Genomic DNA, 16,233 nt, shown 5'->3' with positions numbered 1-16,233 from the left:
CCGTCGGGACGGGGCCGCCTCACAGGGGGTAACGCGCCAGTGCGGCTGTTGCGGGCCCCGCGCGCACGGCGGCGATGCGCTGCACGAAGCGCGGCGGCGCGTCGATGAAACCGTCCTCGTACGCGACGACACGCAGCGCCTGCGCCGCCTGCAGCAGCTCGCCGGGGCGCAGCAGGAACTCGGGCCGCGCGGGGCGTCCGACCGTCTCGTTACCGGCGGCAAAAGTTTCGTAAATCAGCACGCCGCCTTCGGCAAGGGCGCCGACGAGCGTCGGCAGCAGCGGGCGCCAGAGGTAGTGGGTGACGACCACCGCGTCGAAGCGCTCGCCGGCCGGCAGCGGCCACGGGCCGGCCTCGATGTCGGCCACCACGATGCGGCCCAGCGCCTGCAGCGGTGCCACCGCGTCCGCGTCGCGGTCGATGCCCGTGACGCGCAGGCCTCGCTGCGCCAGCCAGCGCAGGTGCCGGCCGCTGCCGCAGGCCACGTCGAGCACCGTGCCGCCCGGCGCGATGAGCCCGGCCCAGCGCTGCACCCAGGCCGACGGCTCGGCTCCGGCGGTCCCCTGCGAGGCCGCGCAAGGCACGGCGGCCGGCCCGGCCCCGTTGCCGCTCAAAAGCAGCTCCAGAGCTGGTCGGCCAGGTCGCGCATCAGGGTGGGCTGCAGGTAGGCCATGAACACCGCGGCCAGCACGGCCGCGGCAACGGCCCAGCCCGCCGCCCGGCGCAGGCGCGGTGTCATGCCGGCACCGCCGCCGGCCGGCGCACGATCGGCGTCTCGCGCACCGGCAGGTTCACCAGCGCCGCGAACAGCCCCAGCGCAGCGGCCAGCCACCACACCACGTCGTAGCTGCCGGTGGTGTCGTAGAGCTTGCCGCCCAGCCACACGCCCAGGAAGCTGCCGATCTGGTGGCTCAGGAAGACGAAGCCGCCCAGCGTCGACAGGTACTGCACGCCGAAGATCTGCGCGACGACCGCGTTGGTGGGCGGCACGGTCGACAGCCACAGGAAGCCCATTGCCCCGGCGAACACGTACACGCTGGCCGGCGACAGCGGCACGAACAGGAAGGCGACGATCGCCACCGTGCGCAGCGCGTAGATGGTTGCGAGGATGTGGCGCTTGGCCAGCCGCTGGCCGAGCACCCCGGCCGTGTAGGTGCCGAACACGTTGAACAGGCCGATCAGCGCCAGCGCGTAGGTGGCCACCTGGGGCGACAGGCCATGGTCCTTCAGGTAGCTGGGCAGGTGCACGCCGATGAACACCACCTGGAAGCCGCAGACGAAGTAGCCCGCCATCAGCAGCCGGAAGCTGGGGTAGCCGAAGGCCTCGCGCAGCGCCTGCGGCAGGCTCTGCCGCGGGCCGGCGGACGCCGTGGCCGCGGCCGGCTCGCGCAGGCCGAAGGCCAGCGGCAGGATGGCCAGCGCCGCGAAGCTCAGCACGAAGAGCGCGTTCTGCCAGCCGAAGCCGCCGATCAGCCAGTTCTCCACCGGCACCATCAGGAACTGCCCGAACGAGCCCGCCGCGGCGGCCACGCCCATGGCCCACGAGCGCTTCTCGGCCGCCACGTTGCGGCCGATCACGCCGTAGATCACCGCGTAGGTGGTGCCCGACTGCGCCATGCCGATCAGCAGGCCCGCACTGCCCATGAACGCCACGCCCGAGGTCGACAGCGCCATCAGCACCAGCCCCAGCGCGTAGAAGATGCCGCCGACCAGCAGCACGCGGAAGGCGCCGAAGCGGTCGGCCAGCATGCCGGCCAGCGGGCCGGCCAGGCCCCAGGCGAGGTTCTGCACCGCCATCGCCAGCGCGAAGGTCTCGCGCGTCCAGCCGCGGTCCATCGTGATCGGCTGCAGCCACAGGCCGAAGCCGTGCCGGATGCCCATGGAGAGGGTGACCACCATCGCGCCGCACAGCAGCACCTGGTTCATCGACAGCGGGCGCGAGGGGCGTGAATGCATCCGTCGGAATCTATCCGAAACGGGCCGGTCGCCTGGTCGCGTTCGTCGATGTCCCTGTCAATCATAAAAATGACTGCAAGTTCCAATCAATTTTTGATTCGTTTGTCAATGCCTGCAAGCCAGCTTCGGCCGCGTACTAATGCCGATATCAGCGCGTTGACAGCAGTTTGATGACGTGTTGTTTCTTTTGAAACCCTGGTGTTTCAAGAAATGAGGGCTTGCCGAAGAGCATCCGCGCTCCTTCACAACCAGGGATCGAGGATGTTCTTCTCTGCAAGGATTTGGGGCCGGGCCCGTTGCGCCGCCCTGCTGATGGCACTAGGCGCCCAGGCGCTGGCCAGCACACCGGGCGGCCGCTTTGCGCCGCAGCCGGTCGGCTGGGCTGCACCACCTTTGGGCGGGGCGTGCCCCGCCACTCCCAGCGCCAACCCCGCGGCGCGCATCGACCGCGTTTGGCTGGCGCAGACCCATTTGATGGAGACCGGCTGGCCGTTCTTCTTCCTCGTGGCCAACCGCCCGGCCCTGGTGAAGGTGGACGTCAGCGCCCCCTCCGGCACCGCCGTGCCGACCGGCCACGTCACCGCGCGCTGGCCCGACGGCCGGAGCGAGACCCTGTGCCTGCGCTCGCCGGCCGCCCTGCCAGCCGCCGTCGACATGCGACCGCAGCCGCTGAAGCAGGATCTCGGCAACAGCTATGCCCTGGCGCTGCCGGCGGCGTGGCTGCGCCCCGGCCTGGCGCTGTCGATCGACCTGGACGGGGGCGCAACGGTGTCGCGCAGCGCGTCCGAGCTCAAGGTGGGGGCCAGTCCGGAACTGACGCTGGTCATCGCGAACATGCTGCTGTTCGGTGACACCCGGCCGCAACCCATGGGCGACGAACTGGCCGAGTTTGGCAGCAAGCTGCCGATCAGCGGGCTGCGTGTGGCCACGCTGCCGTTCGACCTGGCGTTGCCGAGGTTGGTGATTCCCCCCCGCGGGGATTCCCTCACGCCCAATGGTGCCACGCAATCGACGCCCGCCCAGTGGGCGGACCGCATGCCGAGTTGCACCCCCGCGCAGAAGGCCGCCGGCACCTGCGTGCCCTACAGCGGCTATGGGATCCTGACCTCCGCCTTGGCGTTGGTGGCGGCGCTGCAGCGTGCCAACGGCATGACCGAGCTCTCGCTCTGGTACGGCGCTCTCGGTCTCGGCAGCGGCTTGGGAGGCGGCCTCGGCGGCAGCAGCGTCGGCATCGCGGACGGTTTCGGCCTGCCTTTCAACCACGAGATGGGCCATGCGATGGGCCTGCCGCACCTGGGCAGCGTGACCGGTGCCCGCCAGACGAGCCCGACGGCCCTGATGCATCCCTATGTGGGCGAGACCGTCCAAGGCGACGGCCAGCCGCTCGGCGGGGGCTTCGGCCGCACCGCGGCGTACGACCCGCTGGACCACGGCATCGTGCAGGCGGTATGCGCTGACACCGCGCTGGAGCAGCACGATCCCATGCAACGAAGCTGCAATACGTTACGTGCCGGCCGGAAGCTCGACCACTTCTCGGACTCCGCCATCTTCAAGCTGCTGCGCTATTTCAACGGCGACCCGGACCCTGTGGGCGGGACCGTGCCGTACTTCAGCCGGCTACTGCCCGGTTCCAGCGCGGAGCAGCCGGTGGCCACCCGCTTTCAGTTCCCGTCCGACTGGGGGCGTGCGCAGGCCACCGTCGACAGCGATGGCACCTGGACCGTGAAGCGCTGGTCCGCGACGGCCAACGCCTACGTGCAACTGCAGCGGCCGCCCGGCGGCGACGCCGGCTTCCTCGACGTGCCGCCGCCGGCGCCAGCGGGCCAGCGCTTCGAGCGCTACTACGACTTCAAGTTTCCGCAGGAGGTCGATGTGCCGGTGTTCACCGTGTTCGGCACCTTCAACGTCACCGACGATGCCACCAGCACGATCTACGACGTGCGGACCACGCGGGGGAACCTGATGCGCCTGTGGGAACCCGCCAGGCCCGAGCACTTCGACCTGATGCGCCGCGGTACCGGCGTCGACGGCTTTCGGGCGGGCTATGACCTGCACCTGCGGGTCACATGGCAGGACGGCAGCGTGCGCACCTTCGCGATGCCGTGGCATGTCTCGCCGACCACGGATCCGATGAAGGGCTTCGCGACCTGGGCGTTCAACGTGCCGGACGACGGGCGTGCGCTGGACCGGGTCGAGCTGTTGTACCGGCCGCTGTGTGTGTACACGGCTGGCATCAGCTACAGCTGCAACATCGGCTTGCCCTCGAACGGCATCACGGCGGCCAACGTGTACGACCGGGCGCGCGTAGCGGCGCGCTGGATCGCACCGCGCTGAGCCGGGCCGCCGCCGTGGCGGGCGAGCGCCCTAAACTCCCGCCGTCATGGCAAACAAGCAACCGACCTACGGCGAAGCGTCCATCCGCGTGCTCAAGGGCCTCGAGCCCGTCAAGCAGCGGCCGGGCATGTACACCCGCACCGACAACCCCCTGCACATCGTGCAGGAGGTGATCGACAACGCGGCCGACGAGGCGCTGGCCGGCCACGGCAAGCGCATCGCGGTCACGCTGCATGCCGACGGCTCCATCGGCGTCGACGACGACGGCCGCGGCATTCCCTTCGGCCTGCACCCGGAAGAGCAGGTGCCGGTGGTGGAGATCGTGTTCACCCGCCTGCATGCCGGCGGCAAGTTCGACAAGGGCGCCGGCGGCGCCTACAGCTTCTCGGGCGGCCTGCACGGCGTGGGCGTCAGCGTCACCAATGCGCTGGCCACGCGCCTGGAAGTGGCCGTGTGGCGCGATGGCCAGCACGCGCGGCTCGCGTTCTCGGGCGGCGACGTGGTGGAGCCGCTGACCGTGGTGAAGGCCGCGTCCAGCGAGCGCCGGCACGGCACCTCGGTGCGCGTGTGGCCCGACGCCAAGTACTTCGAGAGCCCCGACCTGCCGCGCCACGAGCTCGTGCACCTGCTGCGCAGCAAGGCCGTGCTGATGCCCGGCGTGACGGTGACTTTGACGGTCGAGAAAAGCGGCGAGACCACCACGTGGCTCTACAAGGGCGGCCTGCGCGACTACCTGATGCAGCACCTGGCGGCCGACCCGATCATTCCGCTGTTCGAGGGCGAGCAGTACGCCAGCGCGGCCGAGACCGAAAACTTCGCCGAGGGCGAGGGCGCCGCCTGGTGCGTCGCCTACACGGAAGAGGGCACGACGCTGCGCGAGAGCTACGTCAACCTCATCCCGACGGTGGCCGGCGGCACGCACGAGGCGGGTCTGAAGGACGGGCTCTTCGGCGCCATCAAGAACTTCATCGAGATGCATTCGCTGATGCCCAAGGGCGTGAAGCTGATGCCCGAAGACGTGTTCTCGCGCGCCAGCTTCGTGCTGAGCGCCAAGGTGCTCGACCCGCAGTTCCAGGGCCAGATCAAGGAGCGGCTGAACAGCCGCGACGCGCTGCGGCTGGTGTCGTCGTACGCCAAGCCCACCTTCGAGCTGTGGCTGAACCAGCACGTGGCGCACGGCAAGCGGCTGGCCGAGCTGGTCATCAAGCAGGCGCAGACGCGCCAGCGCGCCAGCCAGAAGGTGGAGAAGCGCAAGGGCTCCGGCGTGGCCGTGCTGCCGGGCAAGCTCACCGACTGCGAGAGCCGCGACCTGCTGCTGAACGAGGTGTTCCTGGTCGAGGGCGACTCGGCCGGCGGCAGCGCCAAGATGGGCCGCGACAAGGAGACCCAGGCCGTGCTGCCGCTGCGCGGCAAGGTGCTCAATGCCTGGGAGGTGGAGCGCGACCGGCTCTTCGCCAACAACGAGATCCACGACATCGCGGTGGCGGTCGGCGTCGACCCGCACGGCCCGGCCGACGAGCCCGACCTGAGCGGCCTGCGCTACGGGAAGATCTGCATCCTGTCGGACGCCGACGTGGACGGCTCGCACATCCAGGTGCTGCTGCTCACCCTGTTCTTCCGCCACTTCCCGAAGCTGATCGCCAAGGGCCACATCTACGTGGCCAAGCCGCCGCTCTACCGCATCGACGCGCCGGCGCGCGGCAAGAAGCCGGCCGCGAAGATCTACGCGCTCGACGACGGCGAGCTGACGGCGGCGCTCGACAAGCTGCGCAAGGAAGGCGCGCGCGAGAACGCGTGGACGATCAGCCGCTTCAAGGGCCTGGGCGAGATGAGCGCCGAGCAGCTCTGGGACACCACGCTCAACCCCGACACGCGCCGCCTGCTGCGCGTGGACGTGGGGGCGCTCGACATCGGCGGCACCATCCAGTCGCTGACCAAGCTGATGGGCAAGGGCGAGGCCGCCGCGCGGCGCGAGCTGATGGAGCTGAAGGGCGACGCGGTGGAAGTGGACGTATGAAGGGGCTGCCATGAAGTACGAGATCACCCGCAGCGGCCCGCGCATCGAGGCCATCGGCGCGCACGCTGGCTACCGCATCCGCCTGTCGACGGCCAGGCCGGGCGGTGGCACCGGGTGGCCGCTGCATGTCGCCGTGCGCGGCTCCGAAAGCGAGGACGAGGTGGAGGTCCCGTTGCCGCAGCACCACCTGCGCAGCCAGGACGAGGCGCTCGAGTTCGGCTACGACTGCGCGGTGCTCTACATCGACGCGATGGACCACCGCCTGCCCTAGGCGCGGCGGTCCGCGGCCCGGCCCGGGCCGGCCCCGCGGCCGCGGCGCAGCCACAGGGCCGCACCGCCCAGGGCCGCCATCAGGAAAGTGGCAGGCTCCGGCACGCTGGACGGCATGACGCTGAAGCTCACCTGCACCTCGGCGGTGGAAGGCACGGCCGGCACGGACGAGAACTCCACGTAAGCGGCCGGCGACAGCCAGCTGGCGAGGAACAGGTTGGCGTAGGTGCCGCCGGCCGTCGCGTAGCCGATGCCGTGCGTGGTCAGCCGGCCGTCGGCCCGCACGAGGTTGTCGACCGCGAACGGCTCGTTGCCCGGGATCGCGGTGCCGTGGGGCTGCAGCGAGACGATGCTGTCGCCGTTGCGCAGCCCGGTGATGCCGGTGACGAGGTAGTAGCCGTCGGCGTCGGCGTTGTCGGCCGTGGTCAGCGTGCCGCGCGCGTCGACGCCGCTCGCCACGTACTGCCAGTCCCACAGCAAGGCCGCCTGCGCCGGTGCGGCGCACAGGGTGGCGGCGAGGGCGGCCCAGGCCATGGGCATGGGCATGAGGTACTTCTGCAGGCGGTACGTCGGCCGGTGGCGGCGGTACTCGATCGGCATGGAGGTCTCCGTGCCCCGCGACGGCGGGGCCGCCGCGATGCTAGCCGCCGCCCAAGGCTCGTGTCAGCATCGGTGACCAGAATGGCGTGCGGCTCCGGAGGCAACGTGCCCAGCGCATTCAATTTCAACGCGTCACCGTTCGACTGCCTGAACGCCGACGAGCGCCAGCTCGTGCGCGACCACGTCGACATCGCCTACTTCAAGGAGGGCGAGGCGGTGCTGGAGCCGGGCACCCGGCCGACGCACCTGTTCGTCGTCATCAAGGGCTTCGTGCGGCAGTTCGACGGCGAGGGGCTGGTCGACACCTACGGCCCCGACGACACCTTCGACGGGCGTGCGCTGGTGGCGGGCAAGGCCAGCAGCCGCTTCGTGGCGGCCGAGGAGGTGCTGGCCTACCAGCTCGCGCACGATGCGGTCAACGACCTGATCTCGCGCAACGCGACCTTCGGCGCGCTGCTGTTCGCCGACCTGTCCAACAAGCTGAGCGCGCTGTCGCGCCACGGCAGCCAGCACGAGCTGCAGTCGCTGACCATGGCCCGGGTGCAGGAGGCGGCCATCCGCCCGGTGCAGGAGGTCGATGCGTCGACCGACATCGTCTCGGTCGCGCGGCTGTTCAGCGCGCAGCGCACCGACCGCGTGCTGGTGCGCGATGCCGGCGCCACGCCGCCGCGGCTGGGCATCTTCACGACCACCGGCCTGCAGCGCGCGATCCTGCAGGGCGTGCCGCTGGACCGGCTCGCCGTGGGGCCGCTGAGCAGCGCGCCGCTCGTCACCATCGCGCCGCAGGCGTACCTGTTCGACGCGCAGGCGCTGATGATCCGCCACAAGGTGCGGCGGCTGGTGGTGGTGGAGCCGGAGGAGGGCCAGCCGGCGCACGAAGGCCGCGTGCTCGGCACGTTGGACCAGGTCGACCTGCTCAGCTTCCTGTCCAACCATTCGTACCTGATCACGCGTGAGATCCTGGAGGCCGCCGATCTGGCCGCGCTCGAGGGCCCGGCCGAGCGCATCGGCGGGTTGATCGCGCTGCTGCACCGCGGCGGCACGCCGGTGCGGCAGATCGCCCGGCTGGTGCAGGAGCTGAACGCCCGGCTCTTCGAGCGCGCCTGGCAGCTCATCGCCCCGGCCGAGCTGGTGGCCAACAGCTGCCTCTTCGTGATGGGCAGTGAGGGCCGCGGCGAGCAGCTGCTGAAGACCGACCAGGACAACGGCCTCGTGCTGCGCGACGGCTACGAGCCGCCTGCCGGCCTGGCCGCGCTGTGCGACCGCTTCTCCGCCGCGCTGGCCGGCTTCGGCTACCCGCCATGCCCCGGCCGCATCATGCTGAGCAATCCCGAGTGGCGGCACCCCGCGGCCGAGTTCGCGCGCACGGTGCGCGGCTGGCTGCTGGCGCCCACGCCCGAAAGCCTGATGGCGCTGGCCATCTTCATCGACGCGCACGCGGTCTGCGGCGACGCGAAGCTGCTGGACACGCTGCGCGGCGAGGTCTTCCAGCTGGTGATCGACAACGACGTGCTGCTCGCGCGCTTCGCCGCCGCGATCAACGCCTTCGACAGCGGCGGCGGCTGGTGGAGCCGGCTGCTGCCGCAGGGCGACGAAGCGGAGCGGCTCGACATCAAGAAGGCCGGCCTGTTCCCGCTGGTGCATGGGGTGCGCGCCCTGGCGCTGGCGCACCGGATCCGGGCCACCGGCACGGTCGAACGCATCGAGGCGCTGGCCGCCGACCACCGCCTGCCGCCGGACCTGGCCGGCGCCCTCGTGGACAGCCTGCACTTCTTCATGGGCCTGCGGCTGGAGGCCGGGCTGCAGGCGCAGAAGGCCGGCCGGCCCTACGGCGGCATCGTCGTCAACCAGCTCAGCAGCCTCGACCGTGACCTGTTGAAGGACACGCTGGGCGTGGTCAAGCGCTTCCGGACCATGCTGTTCCAGCGCTTCCGGCTGGACCTGGTGTGAACACGGTCTGGAGCGCGCCCTGGCGCCGGCTGGTGCGTGCATGGATGCTCTACCACCTCGGCGACCAGCGCTTCCGCTTCCTCTACGACCGCGCGCCCGCCGACGAATGGGTGTCCGTCGATTGCGAGACCACCGGCCTGGACCCCCACCGCGACGAGATCATCTCGATCGGCGCGGTGCGCATCGTGGGCAACCGCGTGCTGACGAGCGAGCGCTTCAGCCTGCTGGTGCGCCCTTCGAAGGCCATCTCTGCCGAGGCGGTGAAGGTGCACGGCCTGCGCGAGCGCGACGTGGCGCAGGGCGTGGACATCGACGAGGCGATGCACCGGCTGCTGCACTTCATCGGGCCTCGGCCGCTGGTGGGCTACTACCTCGAGTTCGACGTCGCGCTGATCAACCGCGCGATCTTCCCGATGCTGGGCGTGCGCCTGCCGCAGCCCAAGCTGGAGATCTCCGCCATGTACTACGACTGGAAGCAGCGCCGCCTGCCGCCCTACCAGCACGGCGCGGGCATCGACCTGCGTCTGGCCACGCTGATGGCCGACCTGGGCCTGCCCACCCGGCACGCGCACGATGCGGTGAACGACGCGATCATGGCCGCGCTGGCCTTCGTCAAGCTGAGGGCGCTGCTGGCGGCGCCGTGACGCCGGCCGGCATGCTCAGGCCCGCAGCGTCGACCGGGCCAGCATCGGCACCGGCCGGCGGGGCGCGGCCCGGCCCCGTGCCACCGCGGCCTGCAGCCCGGCGATGGCGGCTTCGGGATCGGCCGCGCCCGTGACCGCGCTGACGACGCACACGCCGTCCGCGCCGCAGCGCATCGCCTCGGCGCAGCGTGCTGCGTCCATGCCGCCGATGCCGACCACCGGCACCTCGCTGAGCAGGGCGCACCAGTAGGCAAGGTTGTCCTCGCCCTGCGGCGTCCACGGCATGACCTTCAGCTGCGTCGCGTGGATCGGGCCGCAGGCGATGTAACTCGGCCGCAGCGCCCAGGCGCGGCAGACCTCCCAGTAGGCATGCGTGCTCACGCCCAGCCGCAGGCCGGCGCGGCGGATGGCGCCGAGGTCCGCGGTGTCGAGGTCTTCCTGCCCCAGGTGCACGCCGTAGGCGCCCTGGGCGATCGCCTCGCGCCAGTGGTCGTTGACGAAGAGCTGCGCCCCGGCCGCGCGGGCGGCCGCGACGCTGCGGGCGATCTCCGCGGCGAGCCGGCCCGGCTCGGCCTGCTTGACGCGCAGCTGCACCGTGCGCACGCCGGCGGCCAGCACGCGCTCGATCCAGTCGGCGCTGTCGACGATCGCGTAGAGGCCCATCGACCGCTCGGCCAGCGGCGCGAAGCCTTCCGCGGCCCGCTGCACGGGCAAGTTGCCGGCCTGCAGCGCAAAGCCTGCCAGCGAGGCCCCGGCGGGCAGGCGGTGCTGCTGGGCCTCGAACATGCGGGCCAGGATCTCGGCCTCGCGCTCGACGAAGCCGAGCGCCCGCGCCGCCGCCAGCGGCGTCGGAGCCGGCACGCCGAAGGCCTCGCACACCCGCTGCTCGTACTGCTCGTCCCACATGGTGCGGCTCACAGCTCGAAGGGCCGCCCGCCCACGGGCGTGCTGGCCACGGCCATGTCCTGCGCGGCGATCAGGCCCGCGCGCCGGCCCAGCCGGCCGGCCTCGATCGCATGGCCGAACGCACGCGCCATGCGCACCGGGTCGACCGCCTGCGCCACCGCGGAATTGAGCAGCACCGCGTCGAAGCCCAGCTCCATCGCCTGCGCCGCGTGCGACGGGGCGCCCAGCCCGGCGTCGACGATCAGCGTGGCCTCGGGCAGCCGCGCGCGCAAGGTGCGCAGCGCCCAGGGATTGAGCAGGCCCTGGCCCGAGCCGATGGGCGCGCCCCACGGCATCAGGATGCGGCAGCCGGCATCGAGCAGGCGCTGGCAGGTCACCAGGTCGTCGGTGCAGTACGGGAAGACCTCGAAGCCCTCGCGCACCAGCTCGCCGGCGGCGGCCACCAGCTCGAACGGATCGGGCTGCAGCGTGTGCTCGTCGCCCACCACCTCGAGCTTGATCCAGTGCGTGCCCATCAGCTCGCGCGCCATGTGCGCCAGCGTGACCGCCTCGCGTGCGCTGCGGCAGCCGGCGGTGTTGGGCAGCAGGTGCGCGCCGCGTGTGCGCACCGCGTCGCGCACGATCTCGACGAAGCCCGCATGGGCGTCGCCGCCGCCTGCCAGCTCGCGCTTCAGGCCGAGCGTGACCACCTGGGCGCCGGAGGCCTCGATGGCCCGGCCCAGCACCTGGGGCGACGGATAGCCCGCCGTGCCCAGCAGGAAGCGGCTGCGCAGCACGACGCCGGCCAGCGTGAACGCGTCGTCCGCGTCCGGGGTGTTGTCGATCGTCATGGTCAACCTCCGACGATGGGTTTGAAGCAATGGACCTGGTCGCCGTCGCGCAGCACGTGGCTGTCGCGCAGCGCCCGGGCGACGAAGGCGCCGTTGACCGCCGTGGCCACCGCCTCGGGGGCATGGCCCAGGCGCTGCAGCAGCGCGGCCAGCGTGTCGCCCGGCAGCAGCGGGTGCGGCTCGCCGCCCAGCGTCACCGTGGCACGCGGCGGGTCGGGTGGCAGGGCGTGGTTCATGCGGCCTCCTTCGCGGCGCGGCCGGCCGCGCCGGGCAGCGCGGCCGCGAGCGCCTCCTCCACCAGGGCCGGCGCCAGCAGCCAGCCGTGGCGGAAGAGGCCGTTGATGCGCGTCAGGCCCGGCACGGTATCGATGCGCGGCAGGTTGTCGGGCAGGGCAGGGCGCAGGTTGGTGTCGGTGTGCACGATGCGGGCCTCGGCCAGCTCGGGCAGCACGCTGTGCGCGGCGCTGAGCAGACCGAGCGTGCTGCGCACCGAGATCGGCGAGCGGTCTTCGGATTCGATCTCGGTGGCGCCCACGAGCACGATGTCGTCGGGCCGTGGCACCAGGTACACGCGCCAGCGCGGGTGCAGCAGCCGCAGCGGCCGGTGCAGCACGAGGCCGCGTGCGTGCAGCCACAGCAGCTCGCCGCGCACGCCGCGCACCGGCAGGTCGGGCCGGGCGCCGAGGCCGCGCACCTCGAACACGTGGTGGAAACGCTCGCCGTCGAGGCGGCCAGGGGCCACGCGTTGCACGGCCGTGCCCCAGCGCCATTGCGCGCCGTGCAGGGTGGCACCGGCCGCCAGCGCCTGCATGGCCTGCACGCTGTGCACCTGTCCTTCGCCGGGCAGCAGCCAGCCGAGCGACGGGCCGTGCACGGCCGGTTCCAGCGCCCGCAGCGCGGCGGCATCGAGCGGCTGCGGCGCCAGGCCGGCGGCCAGCTTGCCCTGCAGCACGGCGAGCAGCCGCTGGGCGCTGCCGGCATCGCTGCGGTGGGCGAGCAGCAGGCTGCCTTCGCGGCGGAAGTCCACCGGCTGCGGCAGCTGCGGCAGCCACTGCGCCCACAGGTCGAGCGACCGCCATCCGCGCTCGGCGGTGCGCAGATCGGCCGATTCCAGCTCGGCGATCGGGCTCAGCATGCCGGCGGCCGTCCAGCCCGCGGCATGCGGCGGCGAGCGGTCGGCGGCCTGCGCCGCCGGATCGAACACCGTGACCCGATGGCCGGCCGCGGCGAGCCGCCAGGCCAGCAGGCGGCCCAGCAGCCCGGCGCCGGCGATGCCGATGTGCTGCGATGCCGCCGTCATGCCGCCTCCGCTTCGGCCCTGCCGTGCAGCGGCAGCAGGCGCGTCGGCAGCGGCGCATGCCCGTGGTTGAGCGGCCCGTTGCCGGCGCCGAGCCGCACGGCTGCGCCATGGCGCAGCGCCTGCTGCACGTAGGTATGCGCGGCGCCCACCGCGTCGGCCAGCGGCAGGCCCAGGGCCAGCTGCGCCGCAATGGCGGACGACAGCGTGCAGCCGGTGCCGTGCAGGTTGCGGCTCGCGATGCGCGGGGCGCTGAAGCGGTGGCGTTCGCCGCTGCGCAGCGCCAGCACGTCGATGACCCGGTCGCCCGGCAGGTGGCCGCCCTTCAGCAGCACGGCGCGGGCGCCCTGGGCCAGCAGCTCGTCGGCCGCGCCGTCGAGCTGCTCGGCCGCCGTGAGCGGCCGGCCCACGAGCAGGGCGGCCTCGTCGAGGTTGGGCGTGACCAGCTTGCAGCGTGGGAACAGCTCGCGCACCAGAACCGCGACGGCCCCGCGGTCGATCAGGGCCGAGCCGCTGGTCGACACCATCACCGGATCGAGCACGACGGGCTGCAGCCGATGGCGGTCGATCGCCGCGGCGACCGTGTGCACGATGTCGGGCGAATGCAGCATGCCGATCTTGACCGCGTCGGTGCCGATGTCGTCGAGCACCGCATCGAGCTGCGCGCGAAGGAAGCCGGGCGGCACGCCATGGATCGCCCGCACGCCGCAGGTGTTCTGTGCGGTGAGCGCAGTGATGGCGCTGGTGCCGTAGCAGCCGAGCGCGGCGAAGGTCTTGAGGTCGGCCTGGATGCCGGCGCCGCCGCCGCTGTCCGAGCCGGCGATGGTCAGCACGCGTGCATAGGCGTGGTGGTGGGGTGCATCGGCGGGGGTCATTCGCGCTGCCTTTCGGGTCGGGGCCCCGGGCCGCGCCGAAGAGGGGAGGAAGAACCGCCTGCCGGGCGGTGCTGCTTCCCTCCGCTGGCATGACCCAGTTCAGGTTCAAAGGGTGTTTCTCAGTCGCGCTGCGGCGCGACACCCCTAGCAAGGCGCCGATTATCACGCCAGCCGCGGCGAGGGCCACTAGAATCGCGCCCGCTCCGGATGTGCCGGAGCCTTCGCTGGGGGTGTTGGGCTGCGCAGGTGCTGTGGCGGCCCGACTGAGACAGTCCCTTTGAACCTGATTGAGGTAATCCTCGCGCAGGGAAGCCGACGGACCTTGTCCGCTGCGCCTCACACGGGCGCCGCATGCAGTCTCCGCTTTGCCGCCCTGCCATCGACCCGAGACAACGATGGCAACCCACGCCCTTCCCACGTTCCGCTGCCATGCCCTTGCCATGGCGGCCACGCTCGCGCTCGGCCTGCCGGCCCATGCGCAGGAGCCGTCCACCCAGACCATCCAGGTCACCGGGCGCGTGCTGCAGGCGGCGCCCGGCATCGGTGGCTTCGGCGAGCAGCCGCTGGCGCGCTCGCCATTCGCCGGCATCGTCGCGGGCGGCCCTGCGCTGGCCGATGCCGGCATCGAGCGCCTGTCCGACATCACGCGGCTCGACGCCAGCCTTTCCGACGCCTACAACTCCGAGGGCTACTGGAGCTACCTCAGCGTGCGCGGCTTCGTGCTGGACAACCGCTTCAACTACCGCCGCGACGGCCTGCCGATCAACGCGGAGACCGCCATCGGACTGGCCAACAAGGACCGCGTCGAGGTGCTCAAGGGCACCAGCGGCATCCAGGCCGGCACCAGCGCGCCCGGCGGGCTGGTCAACTTCGTCGTCAAGCGGCCGGAGGCCAGCGTGCGCAGCGCGGCGATCGAGTGGCGCGAGAACGGCAGCATCGGCGTCGCCGCCGACGTGGGCCAGCGCTTTGGTGCGAACGAAGCCTTCGGCCTGCGTGTCAACGCGGCCTATGACCACTTCGATCCGCAGACGCGCTCGCTCGAAGGCCACCGCCGCCAGCTGGCCGTGGCCGGCGACTGGCGGCTCGGGCCGGACACGCTGATCGAGGCGGAGTTCGAGCACTCGCTGCAGCGCCAGCCGAGCGCGCCGGGCTTCAGCATGCTGGGCGACCGGGTGCCGAGCGCGAAGGACATCGACCCGCGCACCAACCTCAACAACCAGCCCTGGTCGCAGCCGGTGGTGATGGAGGGCAACACCGCGTCGCTGCGCTGGCAGCAGCGGCTGGGCGCGGACTGGCGCTTCACCGCGCACGGCATGACGCAGCGGCTCGCCACCGACGACCGGCTCGCGTACCCCTTCGGCTGCAGCGCGGAGGAGAACTACTCGCGCTACTGCAGCGATGGCAGCTTCGACCTCTACGACTTCCGCAGTGAGAACGAGCGCCGCCGCAGCGATGCCCTCGACCTCACGCTGAGCGGCCGTGCCGCGACCGGCGGCATCGGGCACCAGCTGTCCGCGGGCGTGCTCTTCACGCGTTTCGAGAGCCGCTTCCGGCGCCAGGCCTACAACTGGACCGGCGTGGGCAGCATCGACGGCGACGTGTTCACCAACCCGGCTCCCGAGCTGACCGACGAGAACACGAACCGCGACGAGCGCAGCACCGAGCTCTACCTGCGCGACACCGTGCAGCTCGCGCCCGACTGGCGCCTGTGGGCCGGCCTGCGCCACACGCGGCTGCACCGCGACAGCGTGCGCACCGACGGCTCCCGCCCGACCGGCTACGCACAGAACGAGACGCTGCCCTGGCTGGCGCTCACGCACCAGTGGACGCCGGCGACGATGGTCTACGCGAGCTGGGGGCAGGGGCTGGAGTCGGACGTGGCGCCGAACCGCAGCCGCTACACCAACGCGGGCGAGGCGCTGCCCGCCATCAAGAGTCGGCAGACCGAGGTGGGCGTCAAGCATGAACGCGACGAGGTCTCGGCCTCGCTCGTCGGCTTCCTGATCGACCGGCCGGTGGCGGAAGACATCGGCGCCTGCGAGGACGACGGCAGCTGCACGCGCAGGATCGACGGCAGTGCCCGCCACCGCGGCGTGGAGGCCAGCGGCGCCTGGCACCGCGGCCCCTGGCAGTTGCGCGGCAGCGCGATGTGGCTGCATGCCGAGCGGCGCGGCTCGTCGATCGATGGCATCAACGGCCGGCGCCCGACCAACGTGCCCGCGCGTTCGCTGCGCCTGCAGGCGGCCTATGCGCCGGGCGCCGTGCCGGGCCTGCAACTGCAGGCCGGGCTGGTCCACGAGGGCGACCGCATGGTGCTGGCCGACAACAGCGCGCGCATCCCGGGCTGGACCACGGTGAACCTGGGTGCCCGCTACGTGCAGCGGCTGGCGGCCAGCCAGCTCACCTGGCGCCTGGGCGTCGACAACGTGGGCGACCGCGGCGCCTGGCGCGAGTCGCCGTTCCAGTATGGACACGTCTACCTGTATCCGTTGGCCCCCCGGACTTTTCGCGCTTCTGTCCAGATAGATCTTTGACCTGAAGAAAAATAACGCTAT

15 protein-coding genes and 1 riboswitch are annotated in these 16,233 nt (G+C 71.8%); of the genes, 6 read left to right on the top strand and 9 right to left on the bottom strand.

Going from position 1 to position 16,233, the window contains the following annotated elements:
* Window positions 1-19 precede the first annotated feature (19 nt).
* Genes V4F39_RS26245 through V4F39_RS26235 form a run of 3 tightly spaced genes read right to left on the bottom strand, consistent with a single transcriptional unit; the run spans window position 20 to window position 1,955 of the window.
* Window positions 20-583 (bottom strand): class I SAM-dependent methyltransferase, encoded by a 564-nt coding sequence (locus V4F39_RS26245; protein ID WP_332293234.1) that lies wholly within the window; start codon window positions 581-583, stop codon window positions 20-22.
* Between the two features lie 26 nt (window positions 584-609).
* Entirely contained in the window at window positions 610-738 is a 129-nt protein-coding gene (locus tag V4F39_RS26240; RefSeq protein ID WP_332293198.1) for a hypothetical protein, read from the bottom strand.
* A complete protein-coding gene (locus V4F39_RS26235) occupies window positions 735-1,955 on the bottom strand; it encodes an MFS transporter (RefSeq protein ID WP_332293197.1) in 1,221 nt (406 codons plus the stop codon). The genes V4F39_RS26240 and V4F39_RS26235 overlap by 4 nt, the downstream gene beginning before the upstream one ends.
* 474 nt (window positions 1,956-2,429) lie before the next feature.
* Between V4F39_RS26235 and V4F39_RS26230 the strand changes: the two genes are divergently transcribed.
* From V4F39_RS26230 to V4F39_RS26220, 3 genes are read left to right on the top strand one after another with little or no spacing between them, the layout of a single operon-like run.
* Window positions 2,430-4,289, top strand: coding sequence for a M66 family metalloprotease (locus V4F39_RS26230; RefSeq protein ID WP_332293196.1), 1,860 nt, complete (start codon window positions 2,430-2,432; stop codon window positions 4,287-4,289).
* Between the two features lie 46 nt (window positions 4,290-4,335).
* The gene (locus V4F39_RS26225; RefSeq protein ID WP_332293195.1) at window positions 4,336-6,306 is read left to right on the top strand and encodes a DNA topoisomerase IV subunit B; all 1,971 of its coding nucleotides are present in this window, start codon (window positions 4,336-4,338) and stop codon (window positions 6,304-6,306) included.
* 10 nt (window positions 6,307-6,316) lie between these two features.
* Entirely contained in the window at window positions 6,317-6,577 is a 261-nt protein-coding gene (locus V4F39_RS26220; protein WP_332293194.1) for a hypothetical protein, read from the top strand.
* On the opposite strand, the gene V4F39_RS26215 is transcribed toward V4F39_RS26220, so the two are convergent.
* Window positions 6,574-7,176, bottom strand: a complete 603-nt coding sequence (locus V4F39_RS26215) for a PEP-CTERM sorting domain-containing protein (protein ID WP_332293193.1) — start codon at window positions 7,174-7,176, stop codon at window positions 6,574-6,576. The genes V4F39_RS26220 and V4F39_RS26215 overlap by 4 nt on opposite strands.
* 105 nt (window positions 7,177-7,281) lie before the next feature.
* Here V4F39_RS26215 and V4F39_RS26210 point away from each other — a divergent pair, with 105 nt between their 5' ends.
* Together V4F39_RS26210 and V4F39_RS26205 are read left to right on the top strand one after the other, a co-directional pair.
* On the top strand, window positions 7,282-9,126 hold the full coding sequence (locus V4F39_RS26210; RefSeq protein ID WP_332293192.1) for a DUF294 nucleotidyltransferase-like domain-containing protein: 1,845 nt from the start codon (window positions 7,282-7,284) through the stop codon (window positions 9,124-9,126).
* Window positions 9,123-9,770: a 3'-5' exonuclease gene (locus V4F39_RS26205; RefSeq protein WP_332293191.1), complete on the top strand. Its 648-nt coding sequence runs from the start codon at window positions 9,123-9,125 to the stop codon at window positions 9,768-9,770. The genes V4F39_RS26210 and V4F39_RS26205 overlap by 4 nt, the downstream gene beginning before the upstream one ends.
* Window positions 9,771-9,785: 15 nt before the next feature.
* On the opposite strand, the gene thiE is transcribed toward V4F39_RS26205, so the two are convergent.
* Genes thiE through thiD form a run of 5 tightly spaced genes read right to left on the bottom strand, consistent with a single transcriptional unit; the run spans window position 9,786 to window position 13,678 of the window.
* Window positions 9,786-10,688 carry a thiamine phosphate synthase gene (gene thiE / locus V4F39_RS26200; protein WP_332293190.1) on the bottom strand — a complete coding sequence of 301 codons (903 nt, stop codon included), beginning with the start codon at window positions 10,686-10,688 and terminating at the stop codon, window positions 9,786-9,788.
* The gene (locus V4F39_RS26195; protein WP_332293189.1) at window positions 10,685-11,506 is read right to left on the bottom strand and encodes a thiazole synthase; all 822 of its coding nucleotides are present in this window, start codon (window positions 11,504-11,506) and stop codon (window positions 10,685-10,687) included. Before V4F39_RS26195 ends, thiE begins: the two co-directional genes overlap by 4 nt.
* Before the next feature lie 2 nt (window positions 11,507-11,508).
* On the bottom strand, window positions 11,509-11,742 hold the full coding sequence (gene thiS, locus V4F39_RS26190; RefSeq protein ID WP_332293188.1) for a sulfur carrier protein ThiS: 234 nt from the start codon (window positions 11,740-11,742) through the stop codon (window positions 11,509-11,511).
* A complete protein-coding gene (locus V4F39_RS26185; protein WP_332293187.1) occupies window positions 11,739-12,806 on the bottom strand; it encodes an FAD-dependent oxidoreductase in 1,068 nt (355 codons plus the stop codon). The genes thiS and V4F39_RS26185 overlap by 4 nt, the downstream gene beginning before the upstream one ends.
* Window positions 12,803-13,678, bottom strand: coding sequence for a bifunctional hydroxymethylpyrimidine kinase/phosphomethylpyrimidine kinase (gene thiD / locus V4F39_RS26180; protein WP_332293186.1), 876 nt, complete (start codon window positions 13,676-13,678; stop codon window positions 12,803-12,805). The genes V4F39_RS26185 and thiD overlap by 4 nt, the downstream gene beginning before the upstream one ends.
* A 59-nt stretch (window positions 13,679-13,737) precedes the next feature.
* A riboswitch (TPP riboswitch) is annotated at window positions 13,738-13,834 on the bottom strand.
* Window positions 13,835-14,073: 239 nt separating this feature from the next.
* Here thiD and V4F39_RS26175 point away from each other — a divergent pair.
* On the top strand, window positions 14,074-16,212 hold the full coding sequence (locus V4F39_RS26175; RefSeq protein WP_332293185.1) for a TonB-dependent siderophore receptor: 2,139 nt from the start codon (window positions 14,074-14,076) through the stop codon (window positions 16,210-16,212).
* Window positions 16,213-16,233: the final 21 nt, after the last annotated feature.

Source organism: Aquincola agrisoli (assembly GCF_036621135.1).
Lineage (GTDB): Bacteria > Pseudomonadota > Gammaproteobacteria > Burkholderiales > Burkholderiaceae_C > Aquincola > Aquincola agrisoli.
The sequence above is the reverse complement of the archived record's forward strand: the minus strand, read 5'-3'. Positions and strand labels throughout refer to the sequence as shown.